This window comes from Parageobacillus sp. KH3-4 (genome assembly GCF_022846435.1).
Classification (GTDB): Bacteria; Bacillota; Bacilli; order Bacillales; family Anoxybacillaceae; genus Parageobacillus; species Parageobacillus thermoglucosidasius_A.
This window is the reverse complement of sequence record NZ_AP025627.1, coordinates 2230920-2248700: the sequence shown is the minus strand read 5'-3', so window position 1 is coordinate 2248700 and position 17781 is coordinate 2230920. Positions and strand designations below refer to the sequence as shown.

General features: G+C 42.7%; 15 protein-coding genes and 1 pseudogene. 9 read left to right on the top strand and 7 right to left on the bottom strand.

All coding sequences use genetic code 11. The annotated features are described in order from the left end of the window. Positions 1 to 3 precede the first annotated feature (3 nt). Both MWM02_RS11400 and MWM02_RS11395 read left to right on the top strand, forming a co-directional pair. Positions 4 to 1050, top strand: a complete 1047-nt coding sequence (locus MWM02_RS11400) for an aliphatic amidase (RefSeq protein ID WP_244402052.1) — start codon at positions 4 to 6, stop codon at positions 1048 to 1050. Between the two features lie 477 nt (positions 1051 to 1527). After that, positions 1528 to 2319, top strand: a pseudogene (locus MWM02_RS11395) (sugar phosphate isomerase/epimerase family protein); the annotation flags it as partial. A gap of 229 nt (positions 2320 to 2548) precedes the next feature. On the opposite strand, the gene MWM02_RS11390 reads toward MWM02_RS11395, so the two are convergent. Next, the gene (locus MWM02_RS11390; protein ID WP_244402051.1) at positions 2549 to 3076 is read right to left on the bottom strand and encodes a YceI family protein; all 528 of its coding nucleotides are present in this window, start codon (positions 3074 to 3076) and stop codon (positions 2549 to 2551) included. Between the two features lie 282 nt (positions 3077 to 3358). Between MWM02_RS11390 and MWM02_RS11385 the strand changes: the two genes are divergently transcribed. From MWM02_RS11385 to MWM02_RS11365, 5 genes are all read left to right on the top strand, one after another. Beyond that, complete coding sequence (locus MWM02_RS11385) at positions 3359 to 4216, top strand: MurR/RpiR family transcriptional regulator (RefSeq protein ID WP_064553213.1); 858 nt, start codon at positions 3359 to 3361, stop codon at positions 4214 to 4216. A 162-nt stretch (positions 4217 to 4378) separates the two neighbouring features. After that, complete coding sequence (gene murQ, locus MWM02_RS11380; RefSeq protein ID WP_244402050.1) at positions 4379 to 5266, top strand: N-acetylmuramic acid 6-phosphate etherase; 888 nt, start codon at positions 4379 to 4381, stop codon at positions 5264 to 5266. A 21-nt stretch (positions 5267 to 5287) separates the two neighbouring features. Beyond that, complete coding sequence (locus tag MWM02_RS11375) at positions 5288 to 6643, top strand: PTS transporter subunit EIIC (protein ID WP_064552972.1); 1356 nt, start codon at positions 5288 to 5290, stop codon at positions 6641 to 6643. A gap of 14 nt (positions 6644 to 6657) precedes the next feature. Then, positions 6658 to 7728 carry a DUF871 domain-containing protein gene (locus MWM02_RS11370; RefSeq protein ID WP_244402049.1) on the top strand — a complete coding sequence of 357 codons (1071 nt, stop codon included), beginning with the start codon at positions 6658 to 6660 and terminating at the stop codon, positions 7726 to 7728. A 443-nt stretch (positions 7729 to 8171) separates the two neighbouring features. Further along, positions 8172 to 9431, top strand: coding sequence for a dicarboxylate/amino acid:cation symporter (locus MWM02_RS11365; RefSeq protein WP_064552977.1), 1260 nt, complete (start codon positions 8172 to 8174; stop codon positions 9429 to 9431). 184 nt (positions 9432 to 9615) lie between these two features. Here the strand turns inward: MWM02_RS11365 and MWM02_RS11360 are convergent, their stop codons facing one another. The 6 genes from MWM02_RS11360 to MWM02_RS11335 all read right to left on the bottom strand — a co-directional run bounded on the left by MWM02_RS11360 (position 9616) and on the right by MWM02_RS11335 (position 14931). Beyond that, a complete protein-coding gene (locus MWM02_RS11360) occupies positions 9616 to 10527 on the bottom strand; it encodes a response regulator (protein WP_064552979.1) in 912 nt (303 codons plus the stop codon). After that, positions 10527 to 11798, bottom strand: a complete 1272-nt coding sequence (locus tag MWM02_RS11355; protein ID WP_244402048.1) for an ATP-binding protein — start codon at positions 11796 to 11798, stop codon at positions 10527 to 10529. The genes MWM02_RS11360 and MWM02_RS11355 overlap by 1 nt, the downstream gene beginning before the upstream one ends. Positions 11799 to 11907: 109 nt before the next feature. Then, positions 11908 to 12558, bottom strand: a complete 651-nt coding sequence (locus tag MWM02_RS11350; protein ID WP_064552981.1) for an amino acid ABC transporter permease — start codon at positions 12556 to 12558, stop codon at positions 11908 to 11910. Between the two features lie 19 nt (positions 12559 to 12577). Next, a complete protein-coding gene (locus tag MWM02_RS11345) occupies positions 12578 to 13231 on the bottom strand; it encodes an amino acid ABC transporter permease (protein ID WP_064552983.1) in 654 nt (217 codons plus the stop codon). Between the two features lie 75 nt (positions 13232 to 13306). Continuing rightward, positions 13307 to 14167 (bottom strand): transporter substrate-binding domain-containing protein, encoded by an 861-nt coding sequence (locus tag MWM02_RS11340; RefSeq protein ID WP_064552985.1) that lies wholly within the window; start codon positions 14165 to 14167, stop codon positions 13307 to 13309. Positions 14168 to 14202: 35 nt separating this feature from the next. Then, entirely contained in the window at positions 14203 to 14931 is a 729-nt protein-coding gene (locus MWM02_RS11335; RefSeq protein WP_003251064.1) for an amino acid ABC transporter ATP-binding protein, read from the bottom strand. A gap of 228 nt (positions 14932 to 15159) precedes the next feature. Here MWM02_RS11335 and MWM02_RS11330 point away from each other — a divergent pair, with 228 nt between their 5' ends. Further along, a complete protein-coding gene (locus MWM02_RS11330) occupies positions 15160 to 16107 on the top strand; it encodes an aldo/keto reductase family protein (protein ID WP_064552986.1) in 948 nt (315 codons plus the stop codon). Positions 16108 to 16739: 632 nt separating this feature from the next. Further along, a complete protein-coding gene (locus MWM02_RS11325) occupies positions 16740 to 17771 on the top strand; it encodes a TRAP transporter substrate-binding protein (protein WP_244402047.1) in 1032 nt (343 codons plus the stop codon). The last annotated feature ends 10 nt before the right edge of the window (positions 17772 to 17781 follow it).

Below are 17781 nucleotides of genomic sequence, written 5' to 3'. Positions count from 1 at the left end.
AATATGAGACACGGGGATATTTCCAGCAGCAACGATACGGTGGGGGTAGCAGTCGTTAACTATAAAATGCCGCGCTTGCATACGAGAAAAGAAGTAATTGAAAATGCGAAAAACATTGCGAACATGATTATCGGCATGAAGCAGGGACTGCCGGGAATGGATCTTGTCATTTTCCCTGAATACAGCACGATGGGTATTATGTACGACAGGAAAGAAATGTTTGAAACAGCGACAACCATTCCTGGTGAAGAGACGGAAATCTTTGCTGAAGCGTGCAGAAAAGCAAATACTTGGGGAGTTTTCTCATTAACGGGGGAACAACACGAAGAGCATCCGCATAAAAACCCTTATAATACGCTCGTTCTAATCAACAATAAAGGAGAAATTGTACAAAAATACCGGAAGATCATTCCGTGGTGCCCGATCGAGGGATGGTATCCCGGAGATACGACATATGTGACGGAAGGGCCTAAGGGGATTAAAATCAGCTTGATTATTTGCGATGATGGAAACTATCCGGAGATTTGGCGTGATTGCGCGATGAAAGGCGCGGAATTGATTGTCAGATGCCAGGGATATATGTATCCGGCGAAAGAACAGCAAATCATGATGGCAAAAACGATGGCTTGGGCAAACAATGTATATGTCGCTATCGCAAACGCTACAGGTTTTGACGGAGTATATTCTTATTTCGGCCATTCAGCGATCATCGGTTTTGATGGTCGGACTCTCGGTGAGTGCGGCGAAGAGGAAAACGGAATCCAATACGCGGAGATTTCGATTTCCCAGATTCGCGACTTCCGCAAAAACGCTCAATCGCAAAACCATCTTTTCAAACTTTTGCATCGCGGATATACTGGAAAAATTCAATCTGGCGAAGGTGACAAAGGGGTTGCCGAATGTCCATTCGATTTCTACCGTACATGGGTGATGGATGCGGAAAAGGCAAGAGAAAATGTGGAAAAGATTACGAGAACAACAGTTGGCACTGCGGAGTGCCCGATTGAGGGGATTCCTCATGAAGGCAAAGTGAAAGAAGCAAACGTTTAAGGAAAAGAAACAAGAGGAGAGAAAGTGGAGGGGGTTAGACCAACTCCCTTCACTTTTCGCAGGAAGAAATTAGGAAAATAATTACATTTATAGAATATTTATTGAGACAACAAAGATTGCAGGGCGAAGACACTATACCACTGGAGGAAATAAATAGAAATGAACATAAGGATGTAGGAAAAAGAACATTGTTCGTGTTCTTTGGTTGGCAATTCGAAGGTGGCGATTGCTGTGGCAGCTAGAGATGCTTTTGTATTTCTATGTTTGTCTTATAAATCATATAAAGTTGATTAGTTATTATAAACTCTTGTTCTATCTCACTGCTTAATGTAGGTTCCATTACCGCATTAGCTTCGCTAACAGCTGCATTAGCGCTCAAGAATGGTTTTGGTTTATTTGGGGGAATCGCTGCTGGATTAGGAACGGGTTTAGTAATTGGAATAATCAATGGACTTCTTATACCAAAGTGGCGATCCCTCTATCGAAAGCAGGGGCTTAACAATTAGTGCATTGAGTTGTCACGGGAATCCGCTTCATCCGAATAAAAAGTTTGCTGCTCAATCCCATGAAGTGTGGAGAAAAACGGTGTTGTTGGCTGAACGTTTAGAAGTGCCTATTGTTAACGGATTTTCCGGATGCCCCGGAGATCGCCCGAACGCAAAATATCCTAATTGGGTGACATGTTCTTGGCCTCCAGAATATTTAGAGCTATTGGATTGGCAATGGAATGAAGTAGTGATTCCTTATTGGAAAGAAGAGGAAAAATTTGCGGCATTACATGGAGTAAAACAAATCGCATTTGAAATGCACCCTGGTTTTGTCGTATATAATCCGGAGACGTTATTAAAGTTAAGGGAACATGTAGGACCTAGCATTGGTGCTAACTTCGACCCAAGTCATTTAGTATGGCAGGGCATTGACCCGGTGGAAGCTATTAAAAAGCTAGGACGTGAAAAGGCCATCTTCCATTTTCATGCAAAAGATACATATTTGGATAAAACGAATATTCGGGTGAATGGCGTATTGGATACAAAACATTACAGTAACATTTTAGATCGTGCATGGACATTCCGATCCGTAGGCTATGGCCATGATGAGAAGGTTTGGAAGGATATTGTTAGCGCCTTGCGTGCAGTAGGGTATGATTATGTTCTTTCCATCGAACATGAAGACATGCTTGCGTCTATTGATGAAGGATTAAGCAAAGCGGTAAATTTATTAAAACAAATTCTTTTCAAAGAAACATTAGCGGAAATGTGGTGGGCTTAAGAATTGTTTTGTTAGAAATAAACGCTGTCTTTTGCCATAAAAAACGTTTTTGCGGGAATGCTATGTAGCGGCTGACGGGCGAATGCCGAAGTGTTCATTCTGTTTGTCAAAACATTGAATATGACGAGTATTGCATAATCATAATTAAGGAAGAACCTACGCCAAGTTGGCAAACAATTAGCGCCCTTAGCTTGACTGAAAAGGCTAAGGGCGTTTGGCATGAAAGAGGTTAGATAATAATAAATTCAAAACTTCCGAATATTTTTACTTCTTTTCCAACTAGGAACCCGCCTGTTTCAAGAGCCGCATTCCATGTCAAGCCATAATCTTCGCGGTTAATTTTTCCTTCGACATCAAAACCGGCGATGATGTTTCCAGTCATCGGATTTTTCGACTGTCCGTTAAATTCGACTTTGAACGTTTCTGTTTTGGTCACGTCTTTGATCGTTAATCGACCTGTTACTTCATACTCATGATCGGAAACTTTTTTGACAGAATCGCTGATAAACGTAATCGTTGGATAATTTTCCGCATCGAAAAAGTCCGCTGAGCGAAGGTGGTTGTCTCTGTCTTCGTTTTTTGTATCAATCGAGGCTGCTTGAATAGTTGCTTTCACTTTTGCTGATTCGAGCTGATGGATGTCACCTTCCACTTTAATATCAAATTCGCTGAACTCCCCTCTTGCTTTAGCAACCATCATATGCTTTACCTGAAAAGATATGGAACTATGAATTTTGTCCAATTGAAAGTTTGCCATTATTTCTTCTTCCTCCTTTTGTTTTGATATAATCATAACCGAAAAATATCTTGAATTCAAATATTTTTTGTTTAAGATAAAAAATATTTTGAGTTAAGAATGAGCTAGTTCCGAAAAGGAATCATGAAGCAGTGGAAACGCGCATATTGCAACCTTTCTCCATCTTCATTTTAGCGGTGTTTCTTAGTATTGCCGAACAACATGTGCCGCTTTCTTTTGATAGCGGATGCATGGTAACATTAGATTAAGTGTGATGCAGGATAGAGAGGAAGAATAATCATGATGAAGCAGTTGAGCATTTTAGCAAAAATTGAAAATCAAATGGAACGATTTTCGCGGGCGGAAAAAAAGATTGCAACGTATATTATGGAACATGCGGAACTTGTGCCAAACATGACGACGAAGGAACTGTCGAGAAACGCGGGAGCTAGTGAAGCAAGTGTCGTGCGGTTTTGCAAAGCGATTGGCATCGGCAGCTTTACTGCTTTAAAACTGGCGCTTGTTCGCGAATTGACGATAGCGGATATGAACATTAACGATTTTTCGATTATCGACAAGCAAGATACTCCGTATGACTTATTCAATAAAGTGACCTATGTCAACAAAGCGGCGGTCGAAGCGACGACCACAACGATTGATAAGCGTGAGTTGGAAAAAGCGGCGGAAGCAATGGTGAAGGCGAGCAAAATTTTATTTTATGGAGTCGGTGGCTCGGCTGCTTCCGCGATGGATGCGTGTTACAAATTTACGAAGCTAGGTTATGTGTCGGTGATGTCCCCCGATTTTCATACGATGCTTCCGCTTGTCGCAAATTTAGAGGAAGGGGATGTGTTTGTCGCGATTTCCACATCGGGAAGAACAAAAGATGTGCTGGAAATTGCGAGATTCGCAAAAAAACAAGATGCCACGGTGATTGCCATTACCAAACTCGATACGTCGTCACCATTGTATAAAGAAGCGGATATCAAGCTATGCCTTCCGGATGTCGAGCAAGACCATCGCATCGGAAGCATGGCATCACGAATGACGCAACTGAATATCATTGACGCGCTTTATTTAATTACGTTCCACCGAATGGGAAGCCTTGTTTTGGATAAATTCCATGAAACAAGAGAAGAAGTGGTGCGGTTGCGGAGATAAATCACGTTTATGGAAGCGGGCAATCAATGCCCGCGTTTCTCTTTTTTTGTATTTGTATATAAAAATTTTTTTGAAAATGGAAGAACAGATTGATATTTTGTTTCATAATTATATAATTAAATTAAGAAATAAAATTTCAAAAAGATGGAGAAGGTGACGAGATTGCTAGAACGCTTAACAACCGAACAACGAAATAACAAAACGCGGAATTTAGATGAAATGACGACGAAAGAAATTTTACAAGTGATGAATGAAGAAGATAAAACAGTGGCGATTGCCGTTTCAAAAGAATTAGCACAAATCGAAAAGCTTGTGCAAAAAGTGATTGCATCATTCCGGCAGGGTGGCCGGCTCATTTATATGGGAGCTGGCACGAGCGGTCGTCTTGGAATTTTAGATGCGGTGGAATGCCCGCCGACATTCGGGACGGAAAAAGAGATGGTACAAGGGCTGATCGCGGGAGGTTTGGAAGCGTTCACAAACGCGGTAGAAGGAGCGGAAGATAATGAAGAACTTGCGGTAAGAGATTTACAGTCGATTGGATTAACGGAGAAAGATATCGTTATTGGCATCGCGGCGAGCGGACGAACGCCGTATGTGATCAGCGGGCTTCGATACGCCAAACACATCGGCGCCACTACAGGAAGCATTGCCTGCAATAAAGGAGCGGAAATAAGCAAGTATGCTGATATCAGCGTGGAAGTGGAAACAGGCCCGGAAGTTTTAACAGGGTCCACCCGTCTAAAAGCAGGTACGGCGCAAAAGATGGTATTAAATATGATTTCCACCGCTTCCATGATTGGAATCGGAAAAGTATATAAAAATTTAATGGTCGACGTGCAGGCAACAAATGTTAAATTAAAAGAACGAGCCAAACGAATCATTATGCAGGCTGCCGATGTGGATGCCAAAACGGCAGAGCAGTATTACGAAGCGGCACAAGGACATGTGAAAACGGCGATTGTCATGATTTTGTTGCAATGCAGCTATGAGGAAGCGACAGAGCGCCTGCAAAAAGCGAATGGATTCGTCCGCCAGGCGCTTCAATAAAAAGGAAAGGGAGAGGTTGAAATGAAACGGGAACAACAAATGGCTATTAAAATGTTAGAACGACTTGGAGGAAAAGAAAATATTGCGCGCATCGCTCATTGCATGACGAGAGTGAGAGTGTCGCTATACGATCAGCAAAAGGCCGATATCGCAGGACTTAGAAACATTGATGGTGTTATGGGGGTCATTGAAGATGAAACGCTGCAAATCGTTGTCGGTCCTGGCGTCGTCAACAAAGTAGCGGCCGCGCTTTGCGAATTGACGGGGTTAGAGCTTGGGGAAGTGATTGAAGAAGATATTGCAGCGCAGAAAAAAACCGAGATTCAAAAGCGTAACCAAACGCCGTTTAAACGGTTGTTGCGCAAAATCGGCAGCATTTTTATCCCGCTTATACCTGGGCTTGTTGCATCGGGAATCATTAACGGAATCGCCAACTTTGCCAAAAACGCCGGTGCTGATCCAACGGAAACATGGCTGCAGCTATTATTGGTTATTGGCGGCGGCATTTTCGCTTCGCTTGGCATTTTAGTCGGATACAATACGGCAAAAGAGTTTGGCGGTACCCCTGTGTTAGGAGCAATCGCCGGAATTTTAGTATTTAACCCGGCGCTTGCCGATATGAAACTATTCGGGGAAGCGCTTACACCAGGACGGGGCGGATTGTTTGCGGTGATGTTGGCAGCGTGGCTGATGGCGGTCATTGAAAAGCGCGTCCGAAAATTTGTTCCGAATGCGGTGGATATTATTGTAACGCCGCTTGTCACCGTGTTAGTCGTATGTTTGTTTACGCTTATTGCCGTTCAACCGCTTGCCGGCTGGCTGTCTTTAGGGATTACGAGCGGAATCAAAGCGGTATTGGATATTGGCGGTGCAGTTGCCGGCGCCGTATTGGCGGGAACGTTTTTACCGCTCGTGATGGTTGGATTGCATCACGGCTTGACACCAATTCATATGGAATTTATTAATAAAATCGGTTCTACTCCCATTCTTCCGATTTTGGCGATGGCAGGGGCAGGCCAAGTAGGAGCGGCAATCGCGATTTTCGTCAAAACGAAAAACAAGCGGCTTCGCAACATTATTAAAGGGGCGTTGCCAGTTGGATTTTTAGGAATTGGCGAGCCATTGTTGTATGGGGTCACGCTGCCATTGGGAAGACCATTTTTAACTGCGTGCCTCGGCGCAGCGGTCGGCGGCGCGTTTCAGGCGGTGATGAAAACGGCCGCGCTTGGAATAGGGGTATCGGGATTATCGCTTATTCCGTTAATCGCTGACAATAAATATATTCTTTATTTCTTAGGGTTGGTCATCTCATATGTGTTTGGCTTCATTTTTACGTATTTCTTCGGCTTTAAAGAAGAAATGGCGGAAAACATTTAATGCTGGAGGAATCTATGTTTTATCTATCTTTTTACTTCACAGAACAGATGGATCAGATTGAAAAAAGGTTTAAACAGGCAAATCGCTTCGGATGTCGGGAACTATTTACATCGCTTCACATTCCAGAAGATGATCTTGCCATTTATCGCAAGCGGTTACAGGAAATTGGAAGGTTGGCGAAACGGTACGAAATCGAGATCGTCGCTGACGTTACTCCGGCTTCTTTGGCCAAAATAGGGACCGATGGCGACAGTCTCAAATTGCTTGTTAGCTCGGGAGTTAGCGGACTCCGGTTGGATGACGGGTTTTCCGTTGAAGAAGCGGCGCAGCTTTCCCAGCAGATCAAGGTTGTTTTCAATGCGAGCACGATGACGGAGGAAGAATGTGACAAGCTTGTTGACTGTGGCGTCAATTGGAATCATCTCGAAGCGTGGCACAATTTTTATCCGCGTCCGGAAACGGGGCTATCGAAAGAAGCGGTCATTCGAAAAAACAAGATGTTGCGCCGAAAAGGGATTCGAACGATTGCCGCGTTCATCCCGGGAAATAAAAAAAAGCGGGGTCCGCTTCATCAAGGTCTCCCGACGCTGGAGGCGCATCGGAACATCGATCCGCTTTGCGCGTACGCGGAATTAGTGCGGGATTGTGGCGTGAATAAAGTATTTGTTGGTGATGGTTCCGTGACAGATGAGGCGCTTGCGCGAATGAAGGAGTTTCGTGATGGCGTCATTCCGCTTCGCTATCGGCCGCTTATACAACAACACGAGCTGCTTTCCATGATCGAAACGGTTCATACGAATCGGCGCGATGCGGCAAGGGATGTCATTCGCTCCCTTGAATCCCGTTTATCTTTCTTGTGGCCAAAGCATTTGATGGTGCCAGCATGTACGATCGAAAGACCAAAGGGCAGTGTTACAATGGATAATATTCGATATGGAAGATATGCTGGCGAACTGCAAATCACATTAACGGATCTTCCGGCAGATGATAAAGTCAATGTGATTGGACGAATTATCGAAGACGATCTTCCTCTCCTTGCGTACGTCGGAGGAGGACAACGGTTTCGCCTTGTACAAGTCATATAAAAGCGCATGACTACCGATGCCAGTGGTTTTTAACATTTTTCCATCGAAGCCTCTATTCCTCTAAACGTAGTGAAGGTGGAAGATGAATCGGAAGTTTTTTAAAACAAACGTAAAAAACGGCTGATAGAAGAAAGAGAATCTTTATCGTATGGCAAAGAGGAGCAAGGCTTTTTCTTCTCGCGATATGATGATGCATGGTTATTTTTCCATTAATTATCGCATCGTAGGGATGTAGTAATCAATAAAATTTCCAGTACTAAAGCAGGAAATTGAAAAATTATTAAAAGAAATGAATGATTAGAAAAAGGATTTCTTGAATATAACAAATAGAATATAAGATTGTCGACATTGTCAGCAGTCTGTATCCACCGAATAAACGGTGGATTCTTTTATTTTTGGTTAATTTTAGTTAAAATATTAAAAAAGCAAAGGAAGGGACAAAGATGAAAGAAAAATTAAAGAATTATCGGTTTCCTATCATTTTGTTAGCTGCTATTCTTATTGGAAGCATTGTTGGATTTTTGATGGGAAAAAAAGCGGAAATCCTTAAGCCGTTTGGCGATGTGTTTTTAAATATGATGTTTATGATTGTGGTTCCGCTTGTATTTTTTTCGATTTCCTCGACGGTGGCCAATATGAAACATCTTCGCCAATTCGGACAAATTATGGGGACTACGTTGATTGTGTTTATCGCTACAGGATTTGTGGCTTCGGTGGTGATGCTTGTTGCGGTTCAATGGTTTCCGCCAGCAGAAGGAGTGTCTATTGAACTGAAACAGCCGGAGAATGTGGAAGATATCTCTTTAGCGCAGCAAATCGTGCAGACGGTGACCGTTCCCGATTTTATGGAATTATTATCAAAAAAATCGATGATGGCGCTTATTATTTTTGCCGTTTTAGTTGGTATGGCCGCTTCTCTTGCGGGTGAAAAAGGGAAACCATTTGCCTTATTTCTCCATAGCGCTTCCGAAGTATTTATGAAATTGATTTCGATTGTGATGTGGTATGCTCCGATCGGGTTGGGCGCTTACTTCGCTTCCTTAATTGGAGTGTTTGGTTCGGAAATTTTAGGTTCATATCTTCGTGTTGTATTGCTTTATTATCCAGTTTCGATAGCGTATTTCTTTATCGGGTTTACCGTTTATGCGTTTATTGCCGGCGGGAGAGCGGGGGTACAACGTTTTTGGCAGCATATTTTATCGCCTGCGGCCACGGCGCTCGCAACTGGAAGCAGCGTCGCTACCATTCCGGTAAACTTAGAGGCGGCGAAAAAAGTCGGTGTCCCGAAAGAAATACGCGAAACGGTGATTCCTATCGGCGCGACGATACATATGGATGGCTCATGTTTATCCGCCATTTTGAAAATTGCGTTTCTGTTTGGGATTTTTGAGCAAGATTTTTCTGGAATCGGAACGTTTTTTACTGCTATCGGGATTGCTATTTTGTCTGGAACGGTCATGAGCGGTGTACCCGGCGGCGGATTTATTGGGGAAATGGTGATTGTCACTCTCTACGGCTTTCCGATCGAAGCGCTTCCGATTTTATCGATGATTGGCGTGATTGTCGATCCGCCTGCGACGATGGTGAATGCTACTGGCGATAATGTTACTTCCATGGTGATTACTCGGTTTCTCAAAGGAAAGCGGTGGATGGAAGAGGCGGAAGAAATGTCTGATCGTTCTTCCGCGATTTCTTCCTTTTAGTGTAAGAAGAGCATGTTGCTCTTCTTTTTATTTTATTAGAAAAGGATGGGGATGTATAGGGACAAGATAAGTGGGGAACCATCTGCCGCAGGATTTGTTACTGAAGTTTCAAAGAAGGGAAAGCGGGCGGCAGTATAACGGACAGAACGTTTGCGGCCTCAAAAGCTTGCCTTCAACGGCTCAGCTATTTTTTGACTTCCATATAAAAAGCAGTTAAAAATTTCCGCACGTTAATTCGGCATTTTGTTGTTTTTTCTCCCGCTTCGAGCTCTTTCATACGCCTCCGGATTTCCGCAAAATCAAAAAGCCGGGGAGCGAAGTGCTCAAAAGTAGGATTTGTATAGTCCGTGAGCCCGAGGGAAGATAAATGGGTAAAAGCTTGCAACACGATGCGGCGAATGCGTTGTTCCATAGCGCGAACTTCCTTTTGTATTGCTGATTCATCACGAAGAGGGTCGTGCGTTTGCCGCACAAGCTCTGTGTATAATTCTTTTAAAGGGGGCAGTTCGTGAATCGTCTGTCCTTGTTTTTCTTTTTCCGCCAGCCAGCGCATGATAAGCAATAAATCTGATGCTCCCGCTTCCCCAGCAATACCTAACAGAAGAAGGAGATGCTGCGCTTGTTGTTCCAATGGTGTTTGTTCGGTTTGATGCAAAGGGGAAGGGGGAGTATTCGCTTGATCTAACGTCTTCAATAGCTGCCGAATCGAATCAAGGGAGTGAGAGATAGAGATATGTTCCGCTACCCGCTTCAATACCGCTACCACTTCGTGACGGTTAATCGGCTTTTGAATGTACGTATCGACGCCGTGAAGGTATGCCTGTCCAACCATTTCTTTATTTTCCACTTGGGAAATCATGACAAACTGTCCAGTAAACCCTTCCTCTTTTAATTTTTTCATCGTTTGAATTCCATCGCGTCCTGGCATTAATAAATCGATGAGCACTACGTCAACGGAATATAATTGGTCTGCTGATACGTCCAAGCCGTCTTCCGCTTGTCCAACGACTTCCCCGAGCTGGTTTTCCGTAATAATTTTTTCAAGCATTTTTCGCACGACGGCGTCGTCTTCAATCAGAAAAAAACGAAGAGGCATTATTGGCGTTCCTCCTTTCGCAGCAACTGACAGGTAGGAATGACCAGACGAAATGTGGTTTGTCCGGGCTTGCTGCCGACAAGCTGTATATGTCCATGAAGGCTTTGCACAATGTCCCGCGCATGGGTGAGACCGATTCCGGTTGACGGGTTTCCGTGTTGATCGTATTTTGTCGTAAAGCCAGGATGAAAAATCCAGTCAGCATCTTCCTTCGTAATGCCTATTCCAGAGTCCGTCACTTCAAAAACGAGATCGCTTTGCTCCAATTCTGCTTGCAGATGAATCGAGCCGGATGACGGAATGGCTTCCACGGCGTTGGCGACTAAGTTGTTTAATACGGAGAGCAGGGCGTAAACGTGGTCGGTCGATAAATCAACATGGCACGCTTGAGTAAACTGAATCTTTTTTCCTAATAGTTCGGCGTATTTTTTGTTAGCGCGTATGACCATTCCGCAAAGTTCGTTGATCGGAAGGCGACGCCGCAGCGGTTCTTGTCCGATTAATTTTGATAAGCCTGAAAAAATGCGCTGCACATCCTTTTTTACTTCATGGATATGCTCGGCGATATAGAGCGCGGAATGAGGCTCGACCTTTTTTCCTTCCACGAGAAGCGAGTACAAATCATAACTTTTCCGAGTGATTTCTTCGATGTATGCTATTGATTTTTGCAAGTAGAATGTTTCCTCATATAGCCCCGTATTAATCATCATAAGACGTTCAAGTTCCTGTTGCCGCGCTTCTCCTAGGGTGCGCAGATGCCTTATCATAAAAATATTGTATAGGCCAATGACGCAGAAGCTCCGCAAAATGCCAAACAACAACATCATCGCAATGATTTGGTATGTCAACGCGAATGGCTCGCCAAAGAAATGGCGAAAGAAAAGTTCGACTGCATTGGAAGTAAAATCAAGAGCGGCGCCAAGCAATCCGGCGCGAATCGGAAACTCCATAAAACGGCGGAAGTTAATGATTCTGGCAATCAATGCGAAACTAATGTAATAAAACGCAGCCGGTATATGGACGAGAAGACTATCGGACAACGTCGTTTGCCCTGTCAGCATGTCAAGGACAATACGAAATCCGGCTACGAATAATCCTGCGCAAACACCGATAAAAATTGGCGAAATCGTTGCGAATGAAATGAGCCCGAAAAAAAATACGGCGCTGCCTAATGAAAAGCGAAACGAACTATTAAACGGATTTACTTTCATTTCCCCAAAGAAAGCGGTAGCCAATATAAGAAACACTACGATCAAAAGCTGTTCACGCATTGTTTTCCCTTTTTTCACACATTTCTCACCATCCCCTTTTCTTATTATATAACAGGTTGGGATGGAATTTTATTTATCGTTTATTTTTGCCGCGAATATATGAATTCGTTTAACGCTGTTTATATTCAAGCCTTCTGGAAACAAGGGATAATGAATAATTGACAACAAAATACATGAGCGCGACGAGAATAAAAATCGGTATCACATAATTGACATTTCTTCCGTTAATAATTTGCGCATGATTCATTAATTCCGGGAGAGCGATAACGATCGCTAACGACGTGTCTTTCAGCAGTGAAATAAATTGGCTGACAATCGGCGGCACCATGCGACGCAATGCTTGCGGCAAGACGATATACCATAACGTTTGGATATAGGTGAGCCCAGATGAGCGCGCCGCTTCGATTTGTCCTTTGTCAATCGAGTTTAATCCGCCTCGGACGATTTCCGATAGCATCGCCGATTCAAAAACGACAAGGGCGACAATGGCCGCGTAAAATTTATCAAGCTTTAATCCTACTTCTGGCAGCGCGAAATACGTAAAGAAAATAATTAAAAGAAGTGGAAGATTGCGAATCGTTTCTACGATGACAGCGAAAATTTGCGAAATGCCAGGGATTTTTGTATAGCGTATCACACCGATGATAATCCCGAAGATAAAACTAAAAATAATGGAGATAAACGCAACTTCCAATGTCACCAAAAATCCTTGTAGCAAAAAGGCGAGATGCGCTGGAGAGTATGCGCCGATAAAGTCCATCTGTCCTTACCTCCTTGAATTATCGGCTTTTCGCCAAGCGGCGTTCCAAATATCCAACGCCAAGGCTTAGCGGTATTGTTAGTACAAGGTAAAACAGTGCGACGAAAATGTAAACGTCAAATGTAACAAACGTTTCCGACGAGATTAAATCACCAAAATACATGAGGTCAAGTCCGGCAATGACGCCTAAAACGGACGAGTTTTTTACAAGATTAATAAATTGGTTGCCAAGCGGCGGAATAACCATTTTGATTGCCTGCGGCAAGATGATATAGCGCATTGTCTGCAAATATGTCAATCCGGATGAGCGCGCTGCCTCCGTTTGCCCTTTTGGAACAGCGAGGATTCCCGATCGGATGACTTCGGCGATAAATGCGGCGGTGTACACCATCAAGCCTAACGTGCCTGCAGTAAACGGATCAAAGCGGATACCGACGGCGGGCAGACCGACAAAAAAGACAAAGACGATTAAAACGAGCGGAATGTTGCGGATGAATTCGACATAGGCCGCTCCAAGCCAGTTTAGCGGACGGATCGGGGCAATCCGGAAAATAGCGATAATGATGCCAATAATTAAACTTCCAATAAGAGCGAGGACGCTTGCTTTTAACGTATTGGCAAACCCTTGCATGTACATATCCCAATGATCGAACAAAATCGAATATCTTAACATGATGCTTCCACCTCTTTCCTGTCTTAAGATGAAACAGATGAGCGAAACAGGAGACGCTCATCTGTTCTTTCGTGATTATTGTTGCGGTTTTTTCCCAATCCATTTTTCATAAATTTTGTCATATTCGCCGTTTTCTTTAATTTCCTTTAAGTACTCGTTAATGACTTTCAAAAATTCTGTGTCCCCTTTGCGGACGGCGATGCCGTATGGTTCTTCGGTAAACGTTTCGTCAAGAACGCGGTAGTTTGGATCTTGTTTTGCCATCCCCCAAAGCAAAGCGTTATCTGTCGTGAGGGCATCGCCTTGCCCTGCTTTTAGCGCCGTGAACGCTTCGGCGTAGTTTTCAAATTCTAATACATTTACTTGCGGCGCTACTTTGCGGATGTTTTGCGCGGAAGTAGAACCTTTTGCCGTCAGTACGGTCATTCCTTTTTTCAAGTCTTTCACGCTGTTGATCTTGCTGTCTTTTTTGACAAGCAACGATTGGCCGGCCATGAAATACACATCGGAGAAATCGACTTCTTTTTTCCGCTCTTCGGTGATGGTCATTGTCGCGATAATCGCGTCGATTTCGCCGTTATTCAGCATTGGAATCCGCGTTTTGGATGTTACTTCTTTTAATTCAATTTTATTTTCGTCACCAAGAATTTTTTTCGCCAATCCTTTGGCGATATCGATATCAAACCCTTCCACTTTTCCGGTTTCTGGATTTTTTAGACCGAACAAGTTTAAGTCATATTTGACACCGACAATCAGTTTGCCGCGTTTTTTTATTTTCTCTAACGTGTTCGTTCCGGCTGACGTTTCCGTCGATTTTGTTCCGTCCCCATTGTTGGTCGTTGATGATTCGCTGCTGCATCCGGCTAATGCAGTAATGCTCAATAGAGCGGTAAGCGCGAGCGTAATCCACATTTTCCAAATCGTTTTTCTTTTCATAAAAAAACCCCCTTTGTTTGATTCGAACGTTTTTATTAATGGTTGAGAATGCGGCGCAAAAATACTTTGGCCCGCTCTTCTTTCGGGTTGGAGAAAAATTCTTCCGGCGGAGCTTCTTCCAAAATGCGCCCTTGATCCATAAAGACGATGCGATCTGCGACTTCACGGGCAAATCCCATTTCGTGCGTAACGACAACCATTGTCATTCCTTCTTTTGCCAATTGTTTCATGACGTCGAGCACTTCGCCGATCGTTTCCGGGTCAAGCGCCGATGTCGGCTCGTCAAATAACATGATTTTCGGCTTCATCGCCAATCCTCTGGCGATCGCGACGCGCTGCTGCTGACCGCCTGACAATTCGGACGGATAGGCGTTGGCTTTGTCCGGGATTCCTACTTTCTCTAAGTAGTACATTGCCGTTTCTTTCGCTTCTTTCTCCGGAATGCGAAGCACTTTCATCGGCGCCAGCGTAATGTTTTGCAATACGGTCATATGAGGGTATAAATTAAAATGTTGGAATACCATGCCGATATTGCGCCGCAGCTGGTTGATGTCGATGTTTTTGTCGTTGACTTTGACGTTATCGACGATTAATTCCCCGCTTGTAATCGTTTCTAAGCGGTTGATGCAACGAACTAACGTGCTTTTTCCAGAACCGGACGGGCCAATAATTACGACGACTTCCCCTTGATGAATGGTTAAGTTAATATCTTTCAGCACGTGGAAATCTCCATAATATTTGTTCACTTGATGAAAATAAATCAATAAACCCCCCTCCTTTTTTGTAAAAAATAGTTTATTTTTTCTAAATTTATTGTAAATACCGTCTACAGAAATCTACTAAAATCGACGGAAACCTTCTTTACTTCAATATAACGCGTGGGATATTTAAATTTATTACAAAATTTCCTTTTATATGAATAAAAAGAGTATTATAATATAATAGATGCATGTTATGGGAATGGTTTACACTTTAAGAAGGGAGAGAGAAAGATGAAATATCGGAAGCTTGGGAGAACAGGGTTAAAAGTGAGTGAAATTAGTTTAGGCAGCTGGCTTACATACGGCAATTCGGTTGAAAAAGAAACGGCGATCCGTGTCATTGATAAAGCGTATGAGTTGGGAATCAACTCGTTTGACACGGCAAATGTGTACGCTAAAGGGGAAGCGGAAAAAATCGTCGGCGAAGCATTGCGCAAGTATCCGCGCGAATCGTATGTATTGGCGACGAAAGTGTATTGGCCGATGGGGGATGGCCCAAACGACCGAGGCTTGTCGCGAAAACATGTGTTTGAGCAGCTTCACGCCAGCTTGAAGCGTCTACAGTTAGATTACGTCGATATTTATTATTGCCACCGCTATGATAAGGAAACGCCAATTGATGAAACATTGCGCACGATTGATGACCTTGTCCGTCAAGGAAAAGTATTGTATGTCGGCGTCAGTGAATGGACGGCCCAGCAAATCCAAGAGGCGCTTGGCACGGCCGATAAATATTTACTGGACCGCATCGTCGTCAACCAGCCGCAATATAACATGTTCCACCGTTACATTGAGAAAGAAATCATTCCGGTCTGCGAACAAAACGGCATTAGCCAAATCGTCTTCTCGCCGCTGGCGCAAGGGGTGCTGACCGGAAAATATAAACGGGGGCAAAAAGCGCCGGAAGGAAGTCGGGCGAGCGATCCGAAATCGAATATGTTTATCAACGACTTACTAAAAGAGGAAATTCTCGTCAAAGTAGAGCAATTGGAAAAGGTAGCCGCCGAACTCGGCATCACCCTTTCCCAATTGGCGCTCGCGTGGGTATTGCGCCAACCGAATGTCGCAAGCGCGTTAATTGGCGCAAGCCGGCCGGAACAAGTGGAAGAAAACGTCAAAGCCGTGGACGTTCAATTAACGGAAGATGTGCTTGAGAAAATCGAGCAAATTCTTGCATAGGCAAATTAAAGAGAAAAGAGGCAGGGGAAAAAGAAGTCTGCCTCTTTTTTAATCTAAAGGTTTTTATTTATATTTAAAGAAGGCAAGAAGAGCCATAATGGTTGGCAACATGATTAAAATTACCGATACGGAAAATCATAAAAGCTTTCTGCATACAAATGGAACTTGCCGCACAAAGCTATTAAAACTTCGCTGATCTCTTTTCATTAATTATTTTGTCATCCTTGTGAAAATTGAATAAACGTAACGGAAATTTTTTTGAAGGGAGAAACTTTCAACAAAATTGTTTTTGATAAACAATTACTTGACTATTATGAAAATTTATAATATTATAAACAAAAATTATCTCTACTTTAATTTTTTTATCTATATTATAAAACATAGTTTTATAATATAAAACAAAATAAATGTTTGTCATTAGCAATTATGCATTAAAACCACTTCTCTATTTCATGGAAAGAAAGTGCTCCTTCTATCTTATCTTGGTTATATTTGATAAACATAGTTTTATAAGTTAAAAAAACTTTTTCTGATGTTTTTAAAACATATTTTGAAAACGCTTAACTTTTTTGGTTGGGTAAGTAGCAAATTTGATTTGTAAAAACCAAAAAGAGAGGGGCTGTTCCAAAAAAATGAAAAAAATTAGCGTACTCCTTTTCGCATTTTCCGTCCTAATTTTCGTTATTTTATCGGGCTGTAGCGCTGAAAAGCAAACAGTACAGGGAGACGAAAAAAATAAAGGAGCTAAGGTGATTAAAGTAGCAAACTATTTTGCGGAAGATCATCCACAAAATATTGCTTTGAAGGAAAAATTCAAAAAAATAGTTGAAGAAAAGTCAGGTGGAACCCTTAAAGTACAGATTTATCCCAATAGTACTCTAGGAGCTGAAAAGGAATTTTATGATGGTGTTCGTAACGGCACCATTGAAATGGGGATTCCTGGATTGATTATGCAAAATGATATTCCAAAAATGGGAGTACCAGAGTGGCCGTTTTTATTTAAAGACTTCGAACACGTCAAAAAAGTATTAAATGGGCCGATTGGGAAAGAAATTGCGGCAGATCTTGAAAAACAGCATGGCGTTCACCCGTTAGCATGGAGTGCAAATGGATTTAGAATGTTTTCAGCTAATAAAGCAATAGACTCGATGGATGACTTTAAGGGGCTACGCATTAGAATGCCTAATATCCCTAACTACATTACCATTGGAAAATTGCTCGGAGCAAATGTTACGCCAATGCCAATATCAGAAGTTTTTACGGCACTGGAGCAAAAAGTGGTTGATGGACAGGATAATCCTATTGCTACATTACGTGCTTCAGGATGGTATGAGGTTCAAAATGATGTGCTGGAGTCAAAACATATGTTTAGCCCGAATATTTATATAATTAACAGTAATTTTTGGAATAGTTTAACTAAAGAGCAACAAAAAATTATTGAGGAAGCTGCAAAAGAATCAGCCAATTACGAATTTGAGCTTATGGAAAAGAGTTATGAAAAAGACAAAAAATTTTTAGAGCAACACGGAATTAAGTTTACAACACCAAGTTCGGAATTTACTAAACAAATGCAAGAAGCTGTACAACCATTATATGATGAACTTTTCCAAAAATATGACTGGGCGAAAGATTTGTATGAAAGAATAAAAGCGGAAGCAGAATAAATTGAACAGA